This window comes from Pseudomonas sp. MDV22-iso1, from assembly GCF_058145095.1.
Genome location: NZ_JBYVMF010000008.1, coordinates 199,462 through 221,604, shown reverse-complemented (window position 1 = coordinate 221,604; position 22,143 = coordinate 199,462). Strand labels below are relative to the sequence as shown.

At 60.1% G+C, this 22,143-nt stretch carries 18 protein-coding genes; 12 read left to right on the top strand and 6 right to left on the bottom strand.

Annotated features, from left to right (window positions below; all coding sequences use genetic code 11):
• The first annotated feature begins 149 nt into the window (after positions 1–149).
• From recC to yfiB, 6 genes are all read left to right on the top strand, one after another.
• The gene (gene recC / locus AC3ZVB_RS12340) at positions 150–3,602 is read left to right on the top strand and encodes an exodeoxyribonuclease V subunit gamma (RefSeq protein WP_490146650.1); all 3,453 of its coding nucleotides are present in this window, start codon (positions 150–152) and stop codon (positions 3,600–3,602) included.
• Positions 3,599–7,288, top strand: a complete 3,690-nt coding sequence (recB, locus tag AC3ZVB_RS12335) for an exodeoxyribonuclease V subunit beta (protein WP_490146649.1) — start codon at positions 3,599–3,601, stop codon at positions 7,286–7,288. The genes recC and recB overlap by 4 nt, the downstream gene beginning before the upstream one ends.
• Positions 7,285–9,399 carry an exodeoxyribonuclease V subunit alpha gene (gene recD / locus AC3ZVB_RS12330; protein ID WP_490146648.1) on the top strand — a complete coding sequence of 705 codons (2,115 nt, stop codon included), beginning with the start codon at positions 7,285–7,287 and terminating at the stop codon, positions 9,397–9,399. The genes recB and recD overlap by 4 nt, the downstream gene beginning before the upstream one ends.
• A 101-nt stretch (positions 9,400–9,500) precedes the next feature.
• Positions 9,501–10,076 (top strand): regulatory sequestration protein YfiR, encoded by a 576-nt coding sequence (gene yfiR, locus AC3ZVB_RS12325; RefSeq protein ID WP_490146647.1) that lies wholly within the window; start codon positions 9,501–9,503, stop codon positions 10,074–10,076.
• Positions 10,073–11,341, top strand: coding sequence for a diguanylate cyclase DgcN/YfiN (gene dgcN, locus AC3ZVB_RS12320; protein ID WP_490146646.1), 1,269 nt, complete (start codon positions 10,073–10,075; stop codon positions 11,339–11,341). Before yfiR ends, dgcN begins: the two co-directional genes overlap by 4 nt.
• A 14-nt stretch (positions 11,342–11,355) precedes the next feature.
• Complete coding sequence (yfiB, locus tag AC3ZVB_RS12315) at positions 11,356–11,850, top strand: outer membrane lipoprotein YfiB (RefSeq protein WP_490146645.1); 495 nt, start codon at positions 11,356–11,358, stop codon at positions 11,848–11,850.
• On the opposite strand, the gene AC3ZVB_RS12310 is transcribed toward yfiB, so the two are convergent.
• Positions 11,847–12,794 (bottom strand): LysR family transcriptional regulator, encoded by a 948-nt coding sequence (locus AC3ZVB_RS12310; RefSeq protein ID WP_194691469.1) that lies wholly within the window; start codon positions 12,792–12,794, stop codon positions 11,847–11,849. The genes yfiB and AC3ZVB_RS12310 overlap by 4 nt on opposite strands.
• A gap of 149 nt (positions 12,795–12,943) precedes the next feature.
• On the opposite strand from AC3ZVB_RS12310, the gene AC3ZVB_RS12305 reads away from it, so the two are divergent.
• Entirely contained in the window at positions 12,944–14,470 is a 1,527-nt protein-coding gene (locus AC3ZVB_RS12305) for a CoA-acylating methylmalonate-semialdehyde dehydrogenase (protein ID WP_490146644.1), read from the top strand.
• 10 nt (positions 14,471–14,480) lie between these two features.
• A complete protein-coding gene (gene mmsB / locus AC3ZVB_RS12300; RefSeq protein WP_162437852.1) occupies positions 14,481–15,368 on the top strand; it encodes a 3-hydroxyisobutyrate dehydrogenase in 888 nt (295 codons plus the stop codon).
• Between the two features lie 208 nt (positions 15,369–15,576).
• Here mmsB and AC3ZVB_RS12295 read toward each other — a convergent pair whose 3' ends face one another.
• From AC3ZVB_RS12295 to AC3ZVB_RS12280, 4 genes are all read right to left on the bottom strand, one after another.
• The gene (locus AC3ZVB_RS12295; RefSeq protein ID WP_028624747.1) at positions 15,577–15,921 is read right to left on the bottom strand and encodes a cupin domain-containing protein; all 345 of its coding nucleotides are present in this window, start codon (positions 15,919–15,921) and stop codon (positions 15,577–15,579) included.
• Between the two features lie 107 nt (positions 15,922–16,028).
• Positions 16,029–16,400, bottom strand: coding sequence for a MerR family transcriptional regulator (locus AC3ZVB_RS12290; RefSeq protein ID WP_490146643.1), 372 nt, complete (start codon positions 16,398–16,400; stop codon positions 16,029–16,031).
• 41 nt (positions 16,401–16,441) lie between these two features.
• Positions 16,442–17,017, bottom strand: a complete 576-nt coding sequence (locus AC3ZVB_RS12285) for an NAD(P)H-dependent oxidoreductase (protein ID WP_490146642.1) — start codon at positions 17,015–17,017, stop codon at positions 16,442–16,444.
• Positions 17,018–17,062: 45 nt separating this feature from the next.
• On the bottom strand, positions 17,063–17,947 hold the full coding sequence (locus AC3ZVB_RS12280) for a LysR family transcriptional regulator (RefSeq protein ID WP_490146641.1): 885 nt from the start codon (positions 17,945–17,947) through the stop codon (positions 17,063–17,065).
• A 253-nt stretch (positions 17,948–18,200) separates the two neighbouring features.
• On the opposite strand from AC3ZVB_RS12280, the gene AC3ZVB_RS12275 reads away from it, so the two are divergent.
• Complete coding sequence (locus AC3ZVB_RS12275; RefSeq protein ID WP_490146640.1) at positions 18,201–18,965, top strand: sulfite exporter TauE/SafE family protein; 765 nt, start codon at positions 18,201–18,203, stop codon at positions 18,963–18,965.
• Here AC3ZVB_RS12275 and AC3ZVB_RS12270 read toward each other — a convergent pair.
• Entirely contained in the window at positions 18,955–19,269 is a 315-nt protein-coding gene (locus tag AC3ZVB_RS12270; RefSeq protein ID WP_490146639.1) for a putative quinol monooxygenase, read from the bottom strand. The two genes, AC3ZVB_RS12275 and AC3ZVB_RS12270, sit on opposite strands and share 11 nt — an antisense overlap.
• A 160-nt stretch (positions 19,270–19,429) precedes the next feature.
• Between AC3ZVB_RS12270 and mdaB the strand changes: the two genes are divergently transcribed.
• The 3 genes from mdaB to AC3ZVB_RS12255 all read left to right on the top strand — a co-directional run bounded on the left by mdaB (position 19,430) and on the right by AC3ZVB_RS12255 (position 22,064).
• The gene (gene mdaB, locus AC3ZVB_RS12265) at positions 19,430–20,020 is read left to right on the top strand and encodes an NADPH:quinone oxidoreductase MdaB (protein ID WP_162437858.1); all 591 of its coding nucleotides are present in this window, start codon (positions 19,430–19,432) and stop codon (positions 20,018–20,020) included.
• 135 nt (positions 20,021–20,155) lie between these two features.
• Positions 20,156–21,067: a LysR family transcriptional regulator gene (locus AC3ZVB_RS12260; protein ID WP_162437859.1), complete on the top strand. Its 912-nt coding sequence runs from the start codon at positions 20,156–20,158 to the stop codon at positions 21,065–21,067.
• Positions 21,068–21,170: 103 nt separating this feature from the next.
• Positions 21,171–22,064 carry an NAD-dependent epimerase/dehydratase family protein gene (locus tag AC3ZVB_RS12255; protein WP_162437860.1) on the top strand — a complete coding sequence of 298 codons (894 nt, stop codon included), beginning with the start codon at positions 21,171–21,173 and terminating at the stop codon, positions 22,062–22,064.
• Positions 22,065–22,143 lie beyond the last annotated feature (79 nt).

The following is a 22,143-nucleotide window of genomic DNA, read 5'->3' as shown; positions in this document are numbered from 1 at the left end:
CGAAACCCCTGTTTGCTAACGCGAACAGGGGTTTTGTTTTGTCCGCAGGAAAGTGGCCGCAGCATCACCTTATAGCCTTCAAGCTGTCACCGCCTGCCGACAATGCTAAGGTCTGCCCCTAGCATTTGTATTTTTCCAAGGAAGCCTTTATGCCGGACGCGACGTCCCTCAATGCTGGTTTTATGGTGGTTCATGGGAACCGCCTCGACGAGTTGCGCAGCTTGGTTGTGAGCTGGATGCGACGTTACCCGTTGGCTCCCTTGGAAAACGAAATAGCCCTGGTACAAAGCAACGGCATCGCCCAATGGCTGAAGCTGGCGTTGGCTGAAGACCCTGAAGAAGATGATATGGGTGGCTGCGGAATCGCCGCTGCGATTGACGTGCAGCTCCCCGGCAGCTTTATGTGGCAGCTCTATCGCATGGTTCTTGGGCGCGATGAAATTCCCGCCAAGTCCTTGCTTGATAAAGCCCCACTGACTTGGCGGTTGATGCGCCTGCTTCCACAGGTGATCAATCAGCCACATTTTGAGCCCCTTCAGCGCTTCCTTACCCATGACACCGACTTGCGCAAACGCTATCAACTGGCTGAGCGTCTGGCGGACCTGTTCGACCAATACCAGGTCTACCGGGCCGATTGGCTTGAAGATTGGGCAGAGGGCCGTCATCAGCTGCGAAATGTCAGAGGCGAAGGAGCGCCGCTGGCCCCTGCCAACTGTTGGCAAGCGGAGTTGTGGCGTGCACTGTTGCTCGATGTGGGTGAGCAAGGCATGGCGCAGAGCCGGGCAGGCGTCCACCAACGGTTCATTGAACGCATCAACAGCCTCGAAGCAGCGCCCCCCGGATTGCCTTCACGGGTGATCGTTTTCGGGATTTCCTCGCTTCCGGCCCAAGCCCTGGAAGCACTCGCCGGACTGGCCCGTTTCAGCCAGGTTCTGCTGTGTGTCCATAACCCATGTCGTCACCATTGGGCTGACATCGTCGCCGATAAAGACCTCTTGCGGCACCAATACAAGCGTCAGGCTCGTAAGAGTGGCATGCCGGTTGTGCTCGATCCGCAGACACTCCATCAACACGCTCATCCGCTGCTGGCTGCATGGGGCAAGCAGGGGCGTGACTACATCAACCTCCTCGACAGCTACGACGATCCCAGCAGTTATCGATCTGCTTTCCGAGAGGGCCGGATTGACCTGTTCAGTGACATTCACCCCCTGAACATGCTCAATCAGTTGCAGGACGATATTCTCGAATTACGCCCTTTGAACGAAACACGCGAGCGTTGGCCAGCTGTCGATCTTGATGATGACAAGTCGATCCGTTTTCACATTGCTCATAGCGCCCAGCGTGAGGTGGAAATCCTCCACGACCAATTGCTCGCACGCTTCAGTGCTGATCCCGATTTGAGACCGCGGGACGTCATCGTGATGGTGCCGGACATCGACAGCTACGCGCCGCATATCCGCGCCGTGTTTGCTCAACTTGAACATAAAGACCAGCGCTTCATCCCGTTCACGCTCGCAGACCAGGGGCAACGCGGCCGTGATCCGCTGCTGATCGCTGTCGAGCATCTGCTTAAACTCCCCGACAGCCGTTTCCCCGTCAGCGAAATTCTTGATCTGCTCGACGTTCCCGCGCTGCGTGCGAGATTCGGCGTTGAAGAGCGCGACTTGCCGACCCTGCATCGCTGGATCGAAGGCGCCGGAATCCGCTGGGGCATGAATGCCGAACAGAGAGCAGGCCTCGGTCTGCCCACGGAACTGGAACAGAACAGCTGGCGTTTCGGCCTGCGACGGATGTTGCTCGGTTATGCCGTGGGAAGCGCCAGTGCCTATGAAACCATCGAGCCCTATGACGAAATCGGCGGTCTGGACGCCGCGCTCATTGGCCCGCTGGTCGCACTGCTGGATGCGCTTGAAATCGCTCATCATGAACTCACCCAACCCGTCGCACCTCAGCAATGGGCTGTTCGTTTGCAAGCGCTGCTGCAACTGTTTTTCCAGGCCAGCAACGAGCATGACGACTACCTGCTGGGCCAGCTTGAAGAGTTGCGTGAAACCTGGCTGGAGACGTGTGAGTCCGTCGGCCTGCATGACGAGTTGCCGCTGACCGTCGTTCGTGAAGCCTGGCTGGCCGGTCTTGATCAAGGCCGTTTATCCCAGCGGTTTTTGGCGGGCGCGGTCAACTTCTGCACGCTGATGCCCATGCGTGCGATCCCGTTCAAACTGGTCTGTCTGCTTGGAATGAATGACGGGGATTACCCGCGCGCCCAACCACCCCTGGACTTCGATCTCATGGGCAGTGATTACCGCCCTGGCGATCGTTCCCGGCGCGAAGACGATCGCTATCTTCTTCTAGAGGCGCTGCTGTCGGCGCGTGATCAGCTCTATATCAGCTGGGTCGGCCGCAGCATTCGCGATAACAGCGAACGTCCGGCTTCGGTGCTGATTGGCCAACTCCGTGATCATCTTGCCAGTGGGTGGCGACTGAAAGATGACCGGGAAAACCTGCTCGAAGCCTTGACTCAGGAACACCCACTGCAACCCTTCAGCGCCCGTTACTTCCTGGAAGGCGATGAGCTATACAGCTACGCCAACGAATGGCAGGCGCTCCATCAAGCCCGTGAACAAGTCTCCGATGTCGAAGTGCTTGAAGCCTACACATTGGACGAACCGCTTAGCCTTGGCCAGCTGCAGGATTTCCTGCGAAACCCCGTGCGACATTTCTTCAGCCAGCGCCTGAAGGTCTTCTTCGAAGCCGCCGAAGTGCCCTTGGCTGATGAAGAGCCGTTCGTGCTCGACGCTTTGCAGCGCTACAGCCTGAGCAGCAGTTTGCTCGATGCCGCGCTCAGCCAGCCCGATCAGTCTGATCAGACACTGGCGTCGCACGCTATTCGCCTGCAAAACAGTGGGCTGCTGCCAATGGCAGGCTTTGGTGAATACTTGCAACGAGAGCTGATCGAACCCCTGCCGGATCTGCTGCTGCGCTATCAGCAACTTCTGACGTTGTGGCCAACCCCGCTCACCAGTGCGCTGCCGGTTAATCTGGAGTTGCAAGGTATGCGACTGGAAGGTTGGCTCAGCGGTCTTCATCAGCGCGCAGACGGTGGGCTGCTTTCAGTCACCACAATTCCCAACAGCATCGGCGCGATCAAGTCGCGCAAATGGCATCGCCTCATACGGCCTTGGGTAAATCATCTGGTCGCTTGCGCCAGTGGCCTGCCGATGACCACCGCTCTGGTGGCCAGTGATGACAGCCTGCTGCTCGCCCCTCTGGAGGAGACGCAAGCAGTGCGATTGCTCGAAGACCTGCTGCTCGCCTGGAAAAACGGTATGCGCCAACCTCTGCCGATTGCCGTGAAAACAGCCTTCGCCTGGCTCGGGCAAACCGATCCCGTCAAAGCGGATGCTGCCGCTCGCAAAGCCTATGAAGGTGATGGCCTGACGACTGATGGCGAACGTCGTGAGAGCCCGGCGTTGGCTCGTCAGTTTGCCGACTACGACGCCCTGATCGGCGACGAATCATTCCCTGGATGGTGCGAAGCGTTATACCGACCACTGCTGCAAGCTCCATGGCGATCATTGACCAGCGAGGAGGCTCGTTCATGAGCACAAAACCACCCCTCGCCCTGGCGTTCCCGTTGCGCGGCAGCCAACTGATCGAGGCCAGCGCCGGGACCGGAAAGACCTTTACTATTTCTGCCCTTTATCTGCGCCTGGTCCTTGGTCACGGTGGCGAAGCCAGCGGTTTCGGCCGCGAGTTGCTGCCGCCGCAAATACTCGTGGTGACCTTCACCGACGCGGCTACCAAGGAGCTGCGCGAACGTATACGTACGCGTCTGGCGGAAGCGGCAAGGTTTTTCCGTGACGAAATAACCGCTCCCGATACGCTCATTGCCGACCTTCGCGATGAGTACTCGGAACAGCAGTGGGCTGGTTGTGCAAATCGTCTGGACATCGCCGCACAATGGATGGACGAAGCGGCCGTCTCGACCATCCACAGTTGGTGCCAGCGGATGTTGCGCGAGCATGCCTTCGACAGTGGCAGCCTGTTTACCCAGACCCTGGAAACGGATCACAGCGATTTGCTCGGCGAAGTCTTGCGCGATTACTGGCGGCTGTTTTGCTATCCGATGCAGGGCGATGCATTGAGTTGGGTGCGCGGCAATTGGGGAGGCCCGGCCGCACTTCTGCCTCGATTAAGAGGTTTGTTCGCCAGCGAGCGTGAAAGCGCTGAAGGCAAGGAGCCTGCCGAGCTGATCATCGAGTGTTTGCAGGAACGTCGCGCTGCGCTGCTCGAGCTCAAGATGCCATGGCAACAATGGGCGGACGAGTTGCTCGCGATCTGTCACCAAGGCGTTGCAAGCAAGAGCGTCGATGGGCGCAAGATGCAGGCTCGTTACTTCGAGCCCTGGTTTGAAAAAATCAAAACGTGGGCCGAGGACGAACTGGCTGAACAGCTGGACATTGGCACCGGCTTCACGCGGCTGACGCCCGACGGCATGGCCGAAGCGTGGAAGGGCGAAGCCCCCCGTCATCCGGGGCTGGACGCCATGCCTGGCTTGAAGGCCAGCCTCGATGGATTGCCGACACCTGACGCAGCTGTGCTGCAACACGCCGCCCATTGGGTCGGTGCACGGTTCGAGGAAGAAAAGCGTCGCCGGGCAGAAATGGGTTTCGACGACATGCTGCTGCGTCTGGATGCAGCCTTGCAAGCTGAAGGCGGCGAGCGTCTTGCCACGTTGATCCGCGAACAGTTTCCGGTGGCCTTGATCGACGAGTTTCAAGATACCGATCCGGTGCAGTATCGAATATTCGAAACCATTTATCGCATCGAAGACAACAACCCTGAGTGCGGCCTGTTCCTGATCGGTGACCCGAAGCAGGCGATTTATGCTTTCCGCGGCGCCGACATCCACACCTATCTGCGCGCCCGCCAGGCCACGACTGGCCGGCTGCATACCCTGGGTACCAACTTCCGCTCCAGCCATGGCATGGTCGGCGCGGTGAATCACGTGTTCGAGCGTGCGGAGTCGCGCGTGACCGGGCGCGGCGCGTTCCTGTTCCGTGAAAAAGATGGCACGAATCCGGTGCCCTTCCTGCCGGTGGAATCCCAGGGACGTAAAGAGACCCTGTTCGTCGATGGCGAAGGCGTTCCCGCTTTGAACATTTGGCACCTTCCTGCCGAACAACCACTGTCCGGTGCGGTTTACCGGCAACATCTGGCCTCGGCATGCGCGAGTCAGATCACCGCGTTGCTCAACGGCGGGCAACAAGGACAGGCGGGATTTGTCCAGGAAGGTAAAGACTTCAGAGGTCTGCTGCCCGCCGACATCGCAATCCTGGTGCGCGACGGCAAAGAAGCCCAGGCCGTGCGCGCTGAACTCTCGGTGCGTGGCGTGCGCAGCGTTTACCTGTCGGACAAGGACTCGGTGTTCGCCGCCCAGGAAGCGCACGACGTGTTGGCCTGGCTGAAGGCCTGTGCCGAACCGGATGTCGAGCGCCCACTGCGTGCCGCACTGGCCTGCATCACCCTGAACTTGTCCCTGGCAGAACTCGAGCGATTGAATCAGGACGAGTTGGCCTGGGAAGCGCGGGTCATGCAGTTCCGCGGTTATCGCGAGCTGTGGCGCAAGCAAGGCGTGCTGCCGATGCTGCGTCGATTGCTGCACGACTTCAAATTGCCTCAGGCATTGATCGCCCGCAGCGACGGCGAGCGGGTGTTGACCAATCTGCTGCACCTGTCGGAACTGTTGCAACAAGCCGCCGCAGAGCTCGATGGCGAGCAGGCGCTGATCCGTCATTTATCCGAGCATCTGGCATTGTCCGGCCAAGCGGGAGAGGAACAGATCCTGCGCCTGGAGAGCGATGAACAGTTGGTCAAGGTCGTGACCATCCACAAGTCCAAGGGCCTTGAATATCCCCTGGTGTTCCTCCCGTTCATTTGCTCGGCCAAACCGGTGGACGGCAGTCGTCTGCCGTTGCACTACCACGACGCCAACGGCAAGGCACAGGTGACGTTGAAGCCAACCGCCGAATTGATTGCGCTGGCGGATGATGAGCGTCTGGCCGAAGACTTGCGGTTGCTCTACGTGGCGCTCACCAGGGCGCAACATGCCTGCTGGCTTGGCGTGACCGATCTCAAACGCGGCAATAACAACAGCTCGGTGCTGCACTTGTCGGCACTGGGCTATCTGCTGGGTGGCGGTGCTGTACTGGCCGAATCCGCCGGCTTGAAACGCTGGCTGGAAGACCTTCAGCAAGATTGCCCGGCACTCCGCTATGCAGAGATGCCCGAGGCCACTGCCGAGCATTATCATCCGCCGCGCAACGATGCACGCTTGCTCGCTCCGCTGATTCCCAAGCGTAAGGCCAGTGAAAACTGGTGGATTGCCTCTTACAGTGCTTTGCGCATTGGCGACAGCCTGAGCATCGGCAGCGACGAAGCGCCCGAAAACCCGCAAGCGCAAAAACTTTTCGACGACGAACGCCTGGATCCGAACGCACCACGAGAAGTGGCGGCCGGTGGCGCGGACATCCATCGATTCCCCCGTGGTCCAGGCCCCGGCACCTTTCTCCATGGTTTGCTGGAGTGGGCCGGTGATGAAGGTTTTTCTGTCAGCCCGCAAGCGGTCGAGGATGCGATCGGGCGTCGCTGCAATCGACGAGGCTGGGAAGGCTGGATCATCACGCTGAGCGACTGGCTGCAACACCTGCTCAAATCGCCGCTGCACCTTGGCGCCGGGCAATCGCCGGTGGTGTTCGAGCAGTTGACGCAGTATCGCGTCGAGATGGAATTCTGGTTCGCCAGCCATAAAGTCGACGTGCTTAAACTCGATGAACTGGTGCGCCAATACACCCACAACGGTGTGGCGCGGGTGGCGGCCGAACCGGTGATGCTTAACGGGATGTTCAAAGGCTTCATCGACCTGACGTTCGAACACGAGGGTCGCTATTACGTCGCCGATTACAAGTCCAACTGGCTCGGTGTCGATGACACGGCCTACACCGATCAGGCCATGGAGCAATCGATTCTCGACAACCGATATGACCTGCAGTACGTGCTGTATCTGCTGGCCCTGCATCGCCAACTCAAGGCGCGGCTTGCCGATTACGATTACGACCGACATGTCGGTGGTGCGTTGTACCTGTTCCTGCGCGGCACGCGTGCGTCCAGCCAAGGTGTATTTTTCGCACGACCGCCCCGTGAGCTGATTGAACGACTGGATCGTCTGTTCCAGGGCAAACCAGAGCCCAAGGCCGAGCCAGCTTGGGAACAGGGAGTATTGCTATGAGCCGCACCTTCGCCGATCTGCTGCCCACCTCACTGGCAGCAGACAGTCTCGCGGAACTTGATCCGCTCCGTCGGGCCGATGACTTGCTCCTGTTGCTCACGCGCTGGGTCGAGCGCGGCTGGTTGCGCGCACTCGACAAAGCGTTTGTGGCCTTTCTGCATGAACTGGCGCCCGATGACGATCCCTTGGTGCTACTGGCTGCCGCGTTGACCAGCCACCAGTTGGGCCATGGTCATGTGTGCCTTGATTTGTTCGAAACCTTGAAAGAGCCGGATTTTGCCCTGTCGCTGCCGCCGGAAGGTGATCTGCAAGGCGGTGCGATGGTCTTGCCCTCGCAGTTGCTCGAGGCGCTGGACGGTGCGCATTGGTGCAAGGTGCTGGCTGCCAGTCAGCTGGTCGCACTGGCGGCCGATGGTAGTAAAACGGCGCAGCAAAGACCTCTGGTGCTGTCGGGCAAACGCTTGTACCTGCGCCGTTACTGGGCTTATGAAAGACGCATCGACCAGTCGTTGCGCCAGCGTCTGGCCGAGCACGAAACAACGCCGAGTGATTTGTCCGAGCGTCTCACGGGGCTGTTCGGTCCCGCCAAACCGGATGACGTCATTGACTGGCAGAAGCTCGCCTGTGCGCTGGCTACTCGCAGCGCGTTCAGCATCGTCACCGGCGGTCCCGGAACCGGCAAGACCACCACGGTCGTGCGGTTGTTGGCATTGTTGCAGGCGCCCGCGGTCGAGGCGGGAAAACCGCTGCGCATCCGTCTCGCCGCACCCACGGGCAAAGCCGCTGCACGGTTGACCGAGTCCATCAGCCAGCAAGTTCGAACACTCAAAGTCAGCGAAGCCGTCAGGGAGAAAATCCCCTCGGACGTCACCACCGTGCACCGACTGCTCGGTAGCCGTCCCGGTACCCGGCACTTCCGTCACCACGCTGGCAACCGCTTGCCTTTGGATGTGCTGGTGGTGGATGAAGCGTCGATGATCGACCTGGAAATGATGGCCAATCTGCTCGATGCCATGCCAGCCCACGCACGCCTGGTGCTGCTCGGCGACAAGGATCAGCTGGCGTCGGTAGAGGCCGGCGCCGTGCTCGGCGATTTGTGTCGCGATGCGGAGGCCGGCTGGTACAGCCCGCAGACTCGCCAGTGGCTGGAAGCGGTCAGTGGTGAAAGCCTGGCGGGCAGCGGTTTGCACGAAGACGCCCACGGCACTCACCCACTGGCCCAGCAGGTGGTGATGCTGCGCCACTCCCGACGGTTCGGCGAGGGCAGCGGCATCGGTCAATTGGCGCGCTGGGTCAATCAGCAACAGCCTGATGAGGCGCGCAAGCTGTTGACCGCGCGTAGCCATGACGACGTGTTCTCGCTGTCGCTCAAGGGCGAGCAGGACCGTGCACTGGAACGCCTGCTACTCGAAGGTCATGGCGATGGTCCATTAGGTTATCGGCATTACCTGAGTCTTCTGCGCACCCAGCGCCCGGCACTTGGCCGGCCACTTGATGATCCGTGCTGGACCGAATGGGCTCGCCAGGTCCTGGAAGCCTTCGACGCATTTCAGTTGCTGTGTGCTGTACGTAAAGGTCCTTGGGGCGTGGAGGGTTTGAATCAGCGAGTGACGTCAGCGCTGCTCAAGGCTCGACTGATCGACAGTGATCACCAATGGTACGAAGGCCGCCCCGTGCTGATGACGCGCAACGACTACGGTTTAGGGTTGATGAACGGCGACATCGGCATCGCCCTCAAGCTGCCGGAACGTGACGGACCCGAGGCGGGAGCACTGGTGCTGCGCGTGGCGTTCCCGCGAAATGACGGTCAGGGCGGTGTGCGATTCGTACTGCCGAGCCGGCTCAATGATGTCGAAACCGTGTACGCCATGACCGTGCACAAATCCCAGGGCTCGGAGTTTGCTCACACCGCGTTGATCTTGCCGGACGCCCTCAATCCCGTGCTCACCAAAGAGCTCATCTACACCGGGATCACCCGAGCCAAAAACTGGTTCACGTTGATCGAGCCCCGTACAGGCGTGTTCGAAGAAGCGGTTCGGCGCAAGGTCAAGCGCTTGAGCGGTTTGATGCTGGAGCTGGAAGAGGGGCCAACCCAAACGATTGACCCGTAACGGAATCTGTCCGATGTGGCGCAGCGCTTGCCCTCGCTGGCAACAGGGCACTGTGCTATCGTTGCGGCATCATTTCGCTACATCACGAGAATCCCCGCATCATGAAGCTGGCTGTCTGGACGACAGGACGCGTCGCTGTCTGCAAGCATCTGTTGCTCGCCGGGGTTCTCTGTTTCTTGACCAATCTCGCTTTCGCACAGCCGCAAGCACCGGTAAGCATGGCAGACCAACGGGCCAGCGCCGTTACTCAAGTCGTGCTGGGCATCCTCAGCTATGCCCGCTGGCCGGTTGAACCTGCGCAACTGCGCCTGTGCATCGTAGGCCCCACCGAGTACACCGACGACCTGGTCAAGGGCACCACTCAAGCCACAGGCCGTCCCGTTGCCGTGCGCCGGTTACTCGCCGCCAATCCGTCCATCGCTACTGAATGCAATGCCGTCTACATCGGCAAACTGACCAGCGACGAACGCAGTCGACTGTTTGCTTCGCTGGCCGGGCTTGCGGTGTTGAGCATCAGCGAAGCCGACGATCCATGCACCGTTGGCAGTCTGTTCTGTCTGCGGGTCAGCGATGATCAGGTGTCTTTCGAGGTCAACCTCGACTCCGTCGCCCGAAGCGGTGTACGCATTCACCCGAGCGTGCTGCAACTGTCGCGCCGCAAACCGGCGGCGCCATGAACCTGTTTAAAGCTGACACCCGTCCCACGTTGCGCTCGGTCATTGGCCGCGGTCATTTGGTTGTCGCGCTGGTGGCCCTGGCCATGGCCAGCGTCTCGCTGACCCTGCTCGGCGTATTGGCCTTGCGGGTCTATGCCGACCACAACCTGCACCTGATCGCACGCTCCATCAATTACACCGTGGAGGCGGCCGTGGTGTTCAACGACAAGGCCGCAGCCACCGAAGCCCTGGCGTTGATAGCCTCCACCGAAGAAGTCGCCGATGCTCAGGTGCTGGATAGTCACGGTCGGTTGCTGGCGCGTTGGCAGCGACCTGAAACAGGTCTGTTTTCCGAGCTGGAAGTCCAGATTGCCAAGACCTTCCTGGAAAAACCGATCAGCATGCCGATCGTCCATCAAGGCCGGGAGGTCGGCAGCATCGAACTCACCGGTCATGGCGGCAGCTTGTTGCGGTTCCTGCTCAGTGGCCTGATGGGCATCATGTTGTGCACCGCCGTCAGTGCGTGGGTGGCGCTCTATCTTGCCCGCCGGCAACTGCGCGGGATCACCGGTCCATTGCGCAGCCTGGCGTCTGTGGCGCACGCGGCTCGCAGCGAACGCGCCTTCGACCAGCGCGTCCCCCCGGCCGACATTGCCGAACTCGACGACCTGGGCAACGACTTCAATGCCTTGCTCGATGAACTCGAATCCTGGCAAACCCATTTGCAAAGCGAGAACGAAACCCTCGCCCACCAGGCCAGTCATGACAGCCTCACCGGATTACCCAACCGGGCCTTTTTCGAAGGTCGCTTGATGCGCGCACTGCGCAACGCCAGCAAGCTCAACGAGCGCGTCGCCGTACTGTTCCTCGACAGTGACCGGTTCAAGGAAATCAACGACAACTTCGGCCACGCCGCGGGCGATGCGGTGCTGGTGGCCGTCGCCAACCGGGTGCGTGCACAGCTGCGCGAAGACGATCTGGTCGCGCGCCTGGGCGGTGACGAGTTTGCTGTCCTGTTGACGCCGCTGCACAAAACCGCAGACGCCGAACGGATCGCCGACAATATCCTCGCCAGCATGGAAGAGCCGATCCTGATTCCGGGCGATGCCCACGTATTTACGTCCCTCAGTATTGGCGTCGCCGTTTTCCCCGATCATGGCGTCTCGCCGGGTGCGCTACTGCATGCCGCCGACGCCGCCATGTATCAAGCCAAGCGCCTTTCCCGAGGCGCGCAACACACCGCAGAGTCGGAGCACTCTGCCGTCGCAGTTCAAACCAGGAGCTAACCCCCGTGTTCTCAATGACCCAACGATCCCTTCATTTTTTCACCGTTACGCTGTTCATGGCGGTATTGGCGTTGACCGGTTGCCAGACGGCACCCCAGAAAGGCCTGACACCTGCGCAGATTGCGGTACTGAAACAACAAGGGTTCGAATTGACCGACGAGGGTTGGGCCTTTGGTCTGTCCGGCAAAGTGCTGTTTGGCAGTGACGACGACAGTTTGAATAGCGCCAGCACCGACATCGTTGAGCGCATCGGCAAGGCGCTTCTAGGCGTCGGAATCAATCGGGTTCGGGTTGACGGCCACACCGACGCGTCGGGCAAAGAGGCCTATAACGAACAGCTTTCCGTGCGTCGCGCCACAAGCGTCGCCAAGGTCCTGAGCACCGTCGGCATGAAGGAAGAAAACATTCAATTACGCGGCCTGGGCAGCAGCGTCCCGGTCGCCACCAACACCACCACCGCTGGCCGAACCGAGAACCGCCGCGTAGCAATCGTCGTGTCCGCCGACTAATCGGCGAACAGCGTTTCCCGACTCTCGCCCATCAACAAGCCCTGATTCTGCTCAGTCACCGCGCGGATGTAATCCCACAACAGGGTGATCCGCTTGAGCTTGCGCAGGTCTTCGCGGCAGTACATCCAGAACTGCCGGGTGATGTTGATTTCTTCCGGCAACACCGGCAGTAACCGTGGGTCCTGGGCTGCTAGGAAGCACGGCAGAATCGCCAGTGACCGTCCTTGCTGCGCTGCCACGAACTGCGCGATCACGCTGGTGCTGCGCAGGTTGGCGCTGGCGCCGGGCAGTGCGTTCGCCAGATACAACAGCTCTGAACTGAACGCCAGATCATCCACATAACTGATGAAGGCATGCTTGCCCAGGTCTGCCGGGCGGCGTATCGGTGGGTGTTTGTCGAGATAGTCCTGGGTCGCGTAAAGCTGCAATCGATAGTCGCAGAGTTTGCAGCACACATAAGGACCGTGCTCCGGTCGTTCCAGGGCGATGACGATGTCTGCTTCGCGCTTGGACAAGCTGATGAAGTGCGGCAGCGGCAGGATGTCCACCGAGATCGCCGGGTAGGCATCGACGAAGTGGCTGAGCTGCGGGGTAATGAAAAAGCTGCCGAACCCTTCGGTGCAACCCATGCGCACGTGACCCGACAACGCCACGCCCGACCCCGACACCTGCTCGCACGCCATGTGCAGGGTGCTTTCAATCGATTCGGCGTAACCCAGCAGGCGTTGGCCTTCTGCGGTCAGGACGAAACCGCTGGTCCGGGACTTTTCGAACAGCAACGTGCCCAATGCCGATTCCAGCGAACTGATGCGCCGCGAGACGGTGGTGTAGTCCACCGCCAGACGCTTGGCGGCGGTGCTGGCCTTGCGGGTGCGGGCGACTTCGAGGAAAAACTTGAGGTCATCCCAGTTCAACGAACCTAGAGACGTGATGTTTTTTTGCATGATGGACCGGCTTTTATGTGCGTTCTTATTAGAAGTTTGCACATCTATACTCCAAAAACCGTCCGATCACCAATTCGCGACACACGCCTCATCTCAAGGCGACTTTCTCGCCTTGGCTCCCTGATAACAACAAGTCCAGGAGACCCAACATGAACGCATCGCTCACGCCTAACGAAACCACCGTGCAAAAGGTCAAACTGTTGATCAACGGCGAGTGGGTCGAATCCCAGACCACCGAATGGCACGACATCGTCAACCCGGCGACCCAGCAAGTGCTGGCCAGGGTTCCGTTTGCCACCGCCTCCGAAGTCGACGCCGCCATTGCTGCCGCCCATAGCGCCTTCCAGACCTGGAAGCTGACGCCGATCGGCGCACGCATGCGCATCATGCTCAAGCTACAGGCCTTGATCCGCGAACACTCCAAGCGCATCGCGGTGGTGTTGAGCAACGAACAGGGCAAAACCATCGCCGACGCTGAAGGCGATATCTTCCGCGGCCTGGAAGTGGTCGAACATGCCTGCTCCATTGGCACCCTGCAAATGGGCGAGTTCGCCGAAAACGTTGCCAGCGGCGTCGATACCTACACCTTGCGCCAGCCCATCGGCGTGTGCGCCGGCATCACCCCGTTCAACTTCCCGGCGATGATTCCGCTGTGGATGTTCCCGATGGCCATCGCCTGCGGCAACACTTTTGTCCTGAAACCTTCCGAGCAAGATCCATTGTCGACCATGCTCCTGGTTGAGCTGGCACTCGAGGCGGGTGTGCCGGCGGGCGTCCTCAATGTCGTGCATGGCGGCAAGGACGTGGTGGACGCGCTGTGCACCCATCAGGACATCAAGGCTGTCTCCTTCGTCGGCTCGACGGCGGTGGGCACTCACGTTTACGACCTTGCCGGCAAACACGGCAAGCGCGTGCAATCGATGATGGGCGCGAAGAACCACGCGGTGGTACTGCCGGACGCCAATCGCGAGCAGACCCTCAACGCCTTGGTCGGTGCCGGTTTCGGCGCGGCCGGTCAGCGTTGCATGGCGACCTCTGTGGTGGTGTTGGTGGGCGCGGCCAAGCAATGGCTGCCGGACCTGAAAGCACTGGCTCAGAAACTCACGGTGAATGCCGGCAGCGAGCCAGGCACTGATGTCGGGCCCGTTATCTCCAAGCGTGCCAAGGCGCGGATTCTTGATCTGATCGAAAGCGGCATCAAGGAAGGCGCCAAGCTGGAACTGGACGGTCGTGACATCAGCGTCAAGGGATACGAGCAAGGCAACTTTGTCGGCCCGACCCTGTTCTCCGGTGTGACCACCGACATGCAGATCTACACCCAGGAAATCTTCGGCCCGGTGCTGGTGGTGCTGGAAGTCGACACCCTCGACCAGGCCATTGCGATGGTCAACGCCAATCCGTTCGGCAACGGCACGGGCCTGTTCACCCAAAGCGGTGCGGCGGCGCGTAAATTCCAGAACGAAATCGATGTTGGCCAGGTGGGTATCAACATCCCGATTCCAGTGCCGGTCCCGTTCTTCAGCTTCACCGGTTCACGCGGTTCCAAACTCGGCGACCTCGGTCCGTATGGCAAGCAAGTGGTGCAGTTCTACACTCAGACCAAGACTGTCACCAGCCGCTGGTTCGATGACAACAGCGTCAACGACGGTGTGAACACCACCATCAACTTGCGTTAAGGAGCCGGACATGAAAATTGCTTTTATCGGTCTCGGCAACATGGGCGCGCCGATGGCGCGCAACCTGATCAAGGCCGGCCATTCGCTGAACCTGGTCGACCTGAACAAAACCGTGCTGGCTGAGCTGGAGCAACTGGGCGGCAGCATCAGCGCCTCGGCGCGTGAAGCCGCGCAAGGTGCTGAACTGGTGATCACCATGCTGCCGGCTGCTGTGCATGTGCGCAGCGTGTGGCTGGGTGAAGATGGCGTGTTGGCGGGAATTGCCAAAGGCGTGCCTGCGGTGGATTGCAGCACCATCGATCCGCAGACCGCGCGTGAAGTGGCCACCGCCGCCGCCAAGCAAGGCGTGGCGATGGCCGATGCGCCGGTGTCCGGCGGAACGGGTGGTGCGGCTGCCGGTACGTTGACCTTCATGGTCGGTGCCACACCTGAGCTGTTCGCCACCTTGCAACCGGTGCTGGCGCAAATGGGCCGCAACATTGTCCATTGCGGCGAAGTCGGCACCGGTCAGATCGCCAAGATCTGCAATAACCTGCTGCTCGGCATCTCCATGGTCGGCGTCAGCGAAGCCATGGCCCTGGGTGATGCGCTGGGTATCGACACGGGCGTGCTGGCCGGCATCATCAACAGCTCCACCGGGCGTTGCTGGAGTTCGGAGATGTACAACCCGTGGCCAGGCGTGGTCGAAACTGCACCAGCCTCGCGCGGCTATACCGGCGGATTCGGAGCCGAGTTGATGCTCAAGGATCTGGGACTGGCCACTGAAGCGGCACGTCAGGCGCACCAGCCGGTGGTACTCGGCGCGGTGGCCCAGCAGTTGTATCAGGCGATGAGCTTGCGCGGTGAGGGTGGCCAGGACTTCTCGGCGATCATCAATAGCTATCGCAAGCCGCAATAAAGCAGCTGCTGTTTTAATCAGGGTTGTTGTGGCAGGGGAGCTTTTGTGGCGAGGGAGCTTGCTCCCGCTCGAGTGCGCAGCACTCGCAAATGCCAGGTCCGCTTCGCGCCCCAGCGGGAGCAAGCTCCCTCGCCACAGGGTGATCTATCAATCCTAAATAACCAATTTTCCGGGAGACCACGTCGAGTGATCTCCCGGTTTTTTTGCATCAAGCAAACACGAAATACTTGCGCACGGTCTCAACCACTTCCCACGTGCCTTTCATGCCCGGCTCGACCACGAAAATGTCACCCGCGCGCAGATGGATCGGCGCCATGCCTTCCGGGGTAATCACGCAGTAGCCTTCCTGGAAATGGCAATACTCCCACTTCACGTATTCCACATACCATTTGCCCGGCGTGCAGATCCAGGTGCCCATGATCTTGCTGCCGTCTTCGCTGGTGTAGGCGTTGAGGTTGACGGTGTGCGGATCGCCTTCGAGTTTTTCCCATTTGCAGGCGTCGAGTACCGGCAGCGGGTGAGTGTCGCGAAGAACGGTAATAGGTGCGGTCATGTGGACTCCAGGCAATGGATGCAAGAACGAAGTCGCACCCTATAGCGCCCCTCGCACGATCAGTTGTCTGTGCTCGACATCGGGGTGTCCAGAAACGCGCAGTACCCTTAAAGACTCTCCAGCGGGCAATCGGCTCTGGCCTGTTCGATGCTGTGTTCGAACGCGACCAATTGAGCATGTTGCCGCCCTAACACCTCGATCCGTTCGCTGATTTCGAGCTTTTTGCTCGCGATGGCCTGATGCGCCAATGCCCAAGGCACTTCCTGACCTTGATGGCCGCTGAAGACCGCTTGCAACTCCTTCAACTTGAAGCCCAGTTGCTGAGCGCATTTGATGAAGATCAGCAGATCGATACTTTGCTGGTCATACACGCGGTATTTCCCCTGACGCAGGGGAGCAGGCAGCAGGCCGATTGCTTCGTAGTGACGGATGCTTTTGATCGTGGTACCGGAACGTTGCGCCGCTTGGCCGATGTACATGAAAAATCCCTTTTATCGAGTCGGCTGCATTATCGGCAGACTCAGCCGCAGGCGATAGCCTCGGCTTGCTTGAGCCACCGCTCGCGCTGCGTCGGCTTGGAACCGAGGATCGGACCGAAGGTGAGGGTTTTGGTGGGTTTGATGCCACAGAGTTCCAGGGTGGTCTTGCGCATTTGATGCAAGCCGGGCATGCGATAGAACCAGCGGTAGTACCAGGGCGGTGTGTCCATGGTCACCAGCAAGTGCGCGCTACGGCCGCGCAGAAGCTTGTCGGGAAATGCTTTGCCTTCGCGGTATTTGAACGCGAAACCTGGCAGGAACACCCGATCGAGAAAACCCTTGAGCAAAGCCGGAATCCCGCCCCACCAGATGGGATAAACCAGCGTCAGTTGTTCCGCCCACAGGATGTCCGCCTGGGCCTGGCGCAAGCCGGCTTCCAGCGGTTGGACCTGTTGATAGCCTTCCCGCAGTACCGGATCGAAATCCAGTTGACCCAGAAACAACTGGCGCACTTCATGTCCGGCGCTCAACGCCGATTGGGTGTAGCGCTCGACCAGTCCCGCGCAAAAGCTGTTGCTGGAAGGATGGCCGAGAATCACCAGAATACGCTTGCCCATTGTCACCGACCTTGAAGAGGAAAGCGCAAGGGTAAAGTCTGCCCCTCAGGGGAGAGTCAAGGCGTTCAGCAGCGCCTTCGCGTATCCGGGCAGCAGCGCAAAATCCCGGGCGCACAGCAGCAGTTTGCGCTGGGCCCAGGGTTCTTGCAGCGGGACGCTTTTGAAGGGGCGTTCACCTGTCCAGCGGGTGACGGCGGCACGAGGCACGACCGCCAACCCGACGCCGCGAGCCACCATGCGCAGCACACCGTCGAAGCCATCGGCACGGATGCGGATCTGCAAGCGTGAACCGCTGTGCAGGGCTTGTTCTTCCAGGTAAATCGCCAAGGCGCTGCCGGCATTCAGACCGACATAATCGTGCTGCAAGGTGTCGCTGAAGCTCAAGGCTTCGAGGTCGGCCAAGGGGTGGGTGAGGGGCATGATCAGTACCAGCGGATCGTCACGAAACGCGCGGGTCTGCAAGTCATGAGTGTCGACGGCGTCGGAGATGATTCCGAGCTCCGCCGCGCCCTGGCGCAAGGCGTGGGTAATGCGGGCGCTGGGCAGCTCTTGCAGGTCAATGTCGAGGTTGGGGTGGGTGCACAGAAAATCCGCGAGCAATTCCGGCAGGTACTCGGTGATTGCCGTGGTGTTGCACAACAATCGAACCTGGCCTTTCACGCCCTTGGCGTACTCCGCCAGGTCTTGCTGCAGGCGCTCGGCCTGTTGCAGCAGGAGCCGGGCGTGATGCGCCAGTGCTTTACCGGCGGCGGTCGGCGTGACACCCCGGCGACCGCGTTGCAGGAAATCAATCCCCAGTGACGCCTCCATGGCGCGGATCCGTGCACTCGCCGCCGCCAGGGACAAATGACTGCGCGCGGCACCGGCGGTGATGTTGCCGGTGTCTAGGACGTTCAGGTAGAGGCGCAGGTCGGTGAGGTCGAAGTGCATGGTTTTTCCCTTGAGTTGTCTGTTGCGCACACCTCTGTAGGAGCTGCCGAGTGAAACGAGGCTGCGATCTTTTGATCTTGCCTTTCACAATCAAGATCAAAAGATCGCAGCCTCGTTTCACTCGGCAGCTCCTACAGAGAGCGGGGTTGCTCGCGCTGGCAGGCCTGCAGAAATCCAAGCCTCAATCAAATCAAGAGGCAACCTCAGTATAAACCAGCTTTTCAACTCCCCCATCCAGCCCCACGATAACCCCATGAATACTCTCGTCGCGTTCTACCAGAATCTCGGCCTGGCCCTGTCGCTGATGGTCATCGCCACCTTCCTCCTGGCCGGCACGATCAAAGGCGTGATCGGCCTCGGCCTCCCGACCATCGCCATGGGTTTGCTCGGTCTGGCTATGGCTCCTTCGCAGGCTGCTGCGCTGTTGATCATTCCTGCGACATTGACCAACGTCTGGCAACTGGCATTCGGTGGTCATCTGCATCGATTGATCAAACGGTTGTGGCCGATGTTGCTGGCGATTTTCATCGGCACGGGCGCGGGCACGCTGTGGATCGGCATGGCCGGTGGGCATTGGGTCGTACGAGGATTGGGCGCGGCGTTGCTGCTGTATGCGTTGAGCGGCTTGTTGCTGCCGACCTTGCACGTCGCCCCGCGCACCGAGCGCTGGCTGGGTCCGCTCTGTGGCGTACTGACGGGCGTCATCACCTCGGCCACCGGCGTGTTCGTGATCCCAGCCGTGCCGTATCTGCAAGCGCTGGGGTTGAACAAGGATGAGTTGGTGCAGGCACTGGGGCTGTCATTCACCGTCTCGACCCTCGCGCTGGCCGCCGGCCTGCTGTGGCGCGGCGCCCTCGGTGGAGGCGAGTTGAGCGCGTCGCTGCTGGCGTTGATCCCGGCAGTCGCTGGCATGCTGCTGGGTCAATGGTTACGCCAGCGCATCAGCGCCGTATTGTTCAAGCGTGTTTTCTTCATTGGCCTCGGCGTGCTCGGCGGCCATTTGCTGATTAACGGCTAGCGGATGACGGGCTGAGCATATCAATGGCGCGGATGTCGAAATCCCGCTCCAGATACTCCATGCGCATCTCCCGAAACTTCGCCATGTGCGGCAGGTTCGAGTGCACGTCGAGGTGAGCCTGGGACTGCCAGATCTCATAGAAGATAAACAGTGTCGGGTCCTGTTTATCGCGCAGCATGTGGTACTCGATGCAACCCGGTTCGGCGCGACTCGCTTGCACGTAGCCGCTGAAAAGTGCCTCGAACGCGTCCGACTTTTCCGGACGGGTCTTGGCCTGCAGGATGAAGCCTTGAATCTCACTCACTAAAAAATCCTCGATTAAGAATGAGTGCCAGTCTAAAGCAACAATACGCGGTCGATTCGTGCGCTCAGGTCAAATGAGTTTTGCGAATTCAGCGGTTACTCCGCGCGAGGCCGGTCGATATTCTGCCGCCATCGAATTCCAGACTTTATGAGAACTCCCCATGAAAAAAGTCCTGTTGCTCAATGGCGGTAAAAAGTTTGCTCACTCCGATGGCCTCTACAACACCACCCTGCATGAAGCCGCACTGAGCGTGCTGGACCGCGGCGGCATCGACGTCAAAGCCACTTACATCGATGAGGGGTACGACGTCGCCGAAGAGGTCGCTAAATTCCTTTGGGCCGACGTGATCATTTACCAGATGCCCGGCTGGTGGATGGGCGCTCCGTGGACCGTCAAAAAATACATCGACGAAGTGTTCACCGAAGGCCATGGCAGCCTGTATGCCAGCGACGGTCGTACCCGTTCAGATGCCTCGCAGAAATACGGCAGCGGCGGCCTGGTGCACGGCAAGCAATACCTGTTGTCGCTGACCTGGAACGCGCCGCAGCAAGCGTTCGACGATCCGACCGACTTCTTTGAAGCCAAGGGCGTAGACGCGGTGTACTTCCCGTTCCATAAAGCCAACGAGTTCCTCGGCATGACTCGCCTGCCGACGTTCCTCTGTGTTGACGTGATGAAACGCCCCAACATCGAGGCGGATGTGGCGCGTTATGAACAGCATCTGGCCGAGGTGTTTGGCCTGTCAGCCTAAGTGTTTCAGGCTACTATCGGTCGCAACGATTGAAGAGATCGCAGCCTGCGGCAGTTCCTACAGAGTGATCATTTCCCTGCAGGAGCTGCCGCAGGCTGCGATTTTGGCGATAAGTGCAACGCTGAGAGGACACACGTGAAAGCCAGATCCGATGAATTGCAGATTTTCGTCTGCGTGATTGAATGCGGGTCGATTTCCGCTGCCGCCGAGCAGGTCGGGCAGACGCCCTCTGCCGTCAGCCGCACACTGTCGCGGCTGGAGGCCAAGCTCGACACCACCTTGATCAACCGCACCACGCGGCGCATGGACCTGACGGAGGAGGGCAAGTACTTCTTCGAGCATGCCAAGCGGATTCTCGATCAGATGGACGAACTCGAAGAGCGCCTGACCTCCCGCCAGCAAACGCCGTCCGGGCGTCTGCGCATCAACGCCGCGTCGCCCTTCATGCTGCACGCGATCGTACCGTACATCGACGAATTCCGCCGCCTCTACCCGGACATCCAGCTTGAGCTCAACAGCAATGACCTGATCATCGACCTGCTCGAACAAAGCACCGATATCGCCATTCGCATCGGCACCCTGGCCGACTCGACGCTGCACGCCCGCTCCCTGGGTTGCAGCCCGCTGCACATCGTCGCCAGCCCGGCTTATCTGGAACAGCACGGCGCGCCCTTGGCGGTTGCGGACCTGACCGAACATAACCTGCTGGGCTTCACCCAGAACGAAGGTTTGAACCAATGGCCGTTGCGCTACGTGCATGGTGACCGCTGGCCGATCCAGGCCTCGATCAGCGCCTCCAGCGGCGAGACGATCCGGCAGCTGGCACTGGAAGGTCAGGGCATCGCCTGCCTGTCGCACTTCATGACCATCGAGGATATTCGCGCCGGTCGCCTGCACGTGCTGCTGGCGGATTTCAACAGCGGCTATCGCCAGCCGATCAACGCCGTGTACTACCGCAACTCGCAACTGGCCCTGCGGATTCAGTGCTTCCTCGACTTCATCCAGGGGAAACTGGCCGCGTACGCACTTGCAGATTTCAACGGCTGATTCGTGATCCCTGCGCAAGAGTGATTTGGGCTGCACCGTCTGTTTCCAGAGGGCCAGGTCCTCAATACTGGACACATCACTTATTCACGCAGGGAGTTTCTCCATGAACGTATTCGTTACCGGCGCTGCAGGTTTTATCGGCGGTTCTATCGCTACCGGTCTGGTCCGGGCTGGTCATACCGTCACGGGGCTGGTTCGCAGCACTGAACAAGCCAATGAGTTGAAGGCGCTGGGGATCACTCCGGTCATCGGGACGCTTGATGACAGCGCACTGCTGACCGAGCAAGCCCAGGCGGCCGACGCCGTCATCAATGCCGCCAGTAGCGACCATCGCGGCGCAGTGCAAGCCTTGCTCGACGCGCTGCGCGGTTCCAACAAAGTGTTCCTGCACACCAGCGGTTCGAGCATCGTCGGCGATGCGTCGGGCGGCAAATCCAGCGACGTCATTTACTTCGAAGACAACCTGCCGGAGCCTACCGTCGACAAGGCGGCGCGCGTGGCCATCGACAACCTGATCCTCGCGGCAGCGAAAGACGGCGTGAACTCGGCCGTGATCTGCAACACCCTGATTTACGGCCACAGCCTGGGCGTCAATCGCGACAGCGTGCAATTGCCGCGCTTGCTGAAACAGGCGCGTAAAAGCGGTGTGGTGCGTCACGTCGGCAGCGGCCAGAACATCTGGTCCAACGTACACATCGAAGACGTGGTGGCCCTTTATTTGCTGGCGCTGACCAACAACGTTCCGGGTACGTTCTATTTCGTCGAAAGTGGTGAAGCGTCGTTCATCGACATGACCACGGCGATGGCCGAAGCGTTGAAACTGGGCGCGCCGCAAGACTGGCCGCTCAAGGACGCCGAAGCCGAATGGGGCTATGAAATGGCCAACTATGGCCTGGGCTCCAACAGCCGTGTGCGCGGCAAACATGCGCGCGAATTGCTGGGCTGGGTACCGAAACGCACGTCGGTGGTTGAATGGATTCGTGACGAAATGGTGTGAGTTCGCTGTAGACCGCGTCATCGTTCATCGCTAGCAAGCTAGCTCCCACAGGGGGCTTTGTTGAACACAAAATCTGTGT

Bases quoted from the DNA above. Each gene is read 5' to 3' on its own strand.
- recC (WP_490146650.1), top strand. From the start codon at position 150: ATGCCGGACGCGACGTCCCTCAATGCTGGTTTTATGGTGGTTCATGGG.
- recB (WP_490146649.1), top strand. From the start codon at position 3,599: ATGAGCACAAAACCACCCCTCGCCCTGGCGTTCCCGTTGCGCGGCAGC.
- recD (WP_490146648.1), top strand. From the start codon at position 7,285: ATGAGCCGCACCTTCGCCGATCTGCTGCCCACCTCACTGGCAGCAGAC.
- yfiR (WP_490146647.1), top strand. From the start codon at position 9,501: ATGAAGCTGGCTGTCTGGACGACAGGACGCGTCGCTGTCTGCAAGCAT.
- dgcN (WP_490146646.1), top strand. From the start codon at position 10,073: ATGAACCTGTTTAAAGCTGACACCCGTCCCACGTTGCGCTCGGTCATT.
- yfiB (WP_490146645.1), top strand. From the start codon at position 11,356: ATGACCCAACGATCCCTTCATTTTTTCACCGTTACGCTGTTCATGGCG.
- AC3ZVB_RS12310 (WP_194691469.1), bottom strand. From the start codon at position 12,794: ATGCAAAAAAACATCACGTCTCTAGGTTCGTTGAACTGGGATGACCTC.
- AC3ZVB_RS12305 (WP_490146644.1), top strand. From the start codon at position 12,944: ATGAACGCATCGCTCACGCCTAACGAAACCACCGTGCAAAAGGTCAAA.
- mmsB (WP_162437852.1), top strand. From the start codon at position 14,481: ATGAAAATTGCTTTTATCGGTCTCGGCAACATGGGCGCGCCGATGGCG.
- AC3ZVB_RS12295 (WP_028624747.1), bottom strand. From the start codon at position 15,921: ATGACCGCACCTATTACCGTTCTTCGCGACACTCACCCGCTGCCGGTA.
- AC3ZVB_RS12290 (WP_490146643.1), bottom strand. From the start codon at position 16,400: ATGTACATCGGCCAAGCGGCGCAACGTTCCGGTACCACGATCAAAAGC.
- AC3ZVB_RS12285 (WP_490146642.1), bottom strand. From the start codon at position 17,017: ATGGGCAAGCGTATTCTGGTGATTCTCGGCCATCCTTCCAGCAACAGC.
- AC3ZVB_RS12280 (WP_490146641.1), bottom strand. From the start codon at position 17,947: ATGCACTTCGACCTCACCGACCTGCGCCTCTACCTGAACGTCCTAGAC.
- AC3ZVB_RS12275 (WP_490146640.1), top strand. From the start codon at position 18,201: ATGAATACTCTCGTCGCGTTCTACCAGAATCTCGGCCTGGCCCTGTCG.
- mdaB (WP_162437858.1), top strand. From the start codon at position 19,430: ATGAAAAAAGTCCTGTTGCTCAATGGCGGTAAAAAGTTTGCTCACTCC.
- AC3ZVB_RS12255 (WP_162437860.1), top strand. From the start codon at position 21,171: ATGAACGTATTCGTTACCGGCGCTGCAGGTTTTATCGGCGGTTCTATC.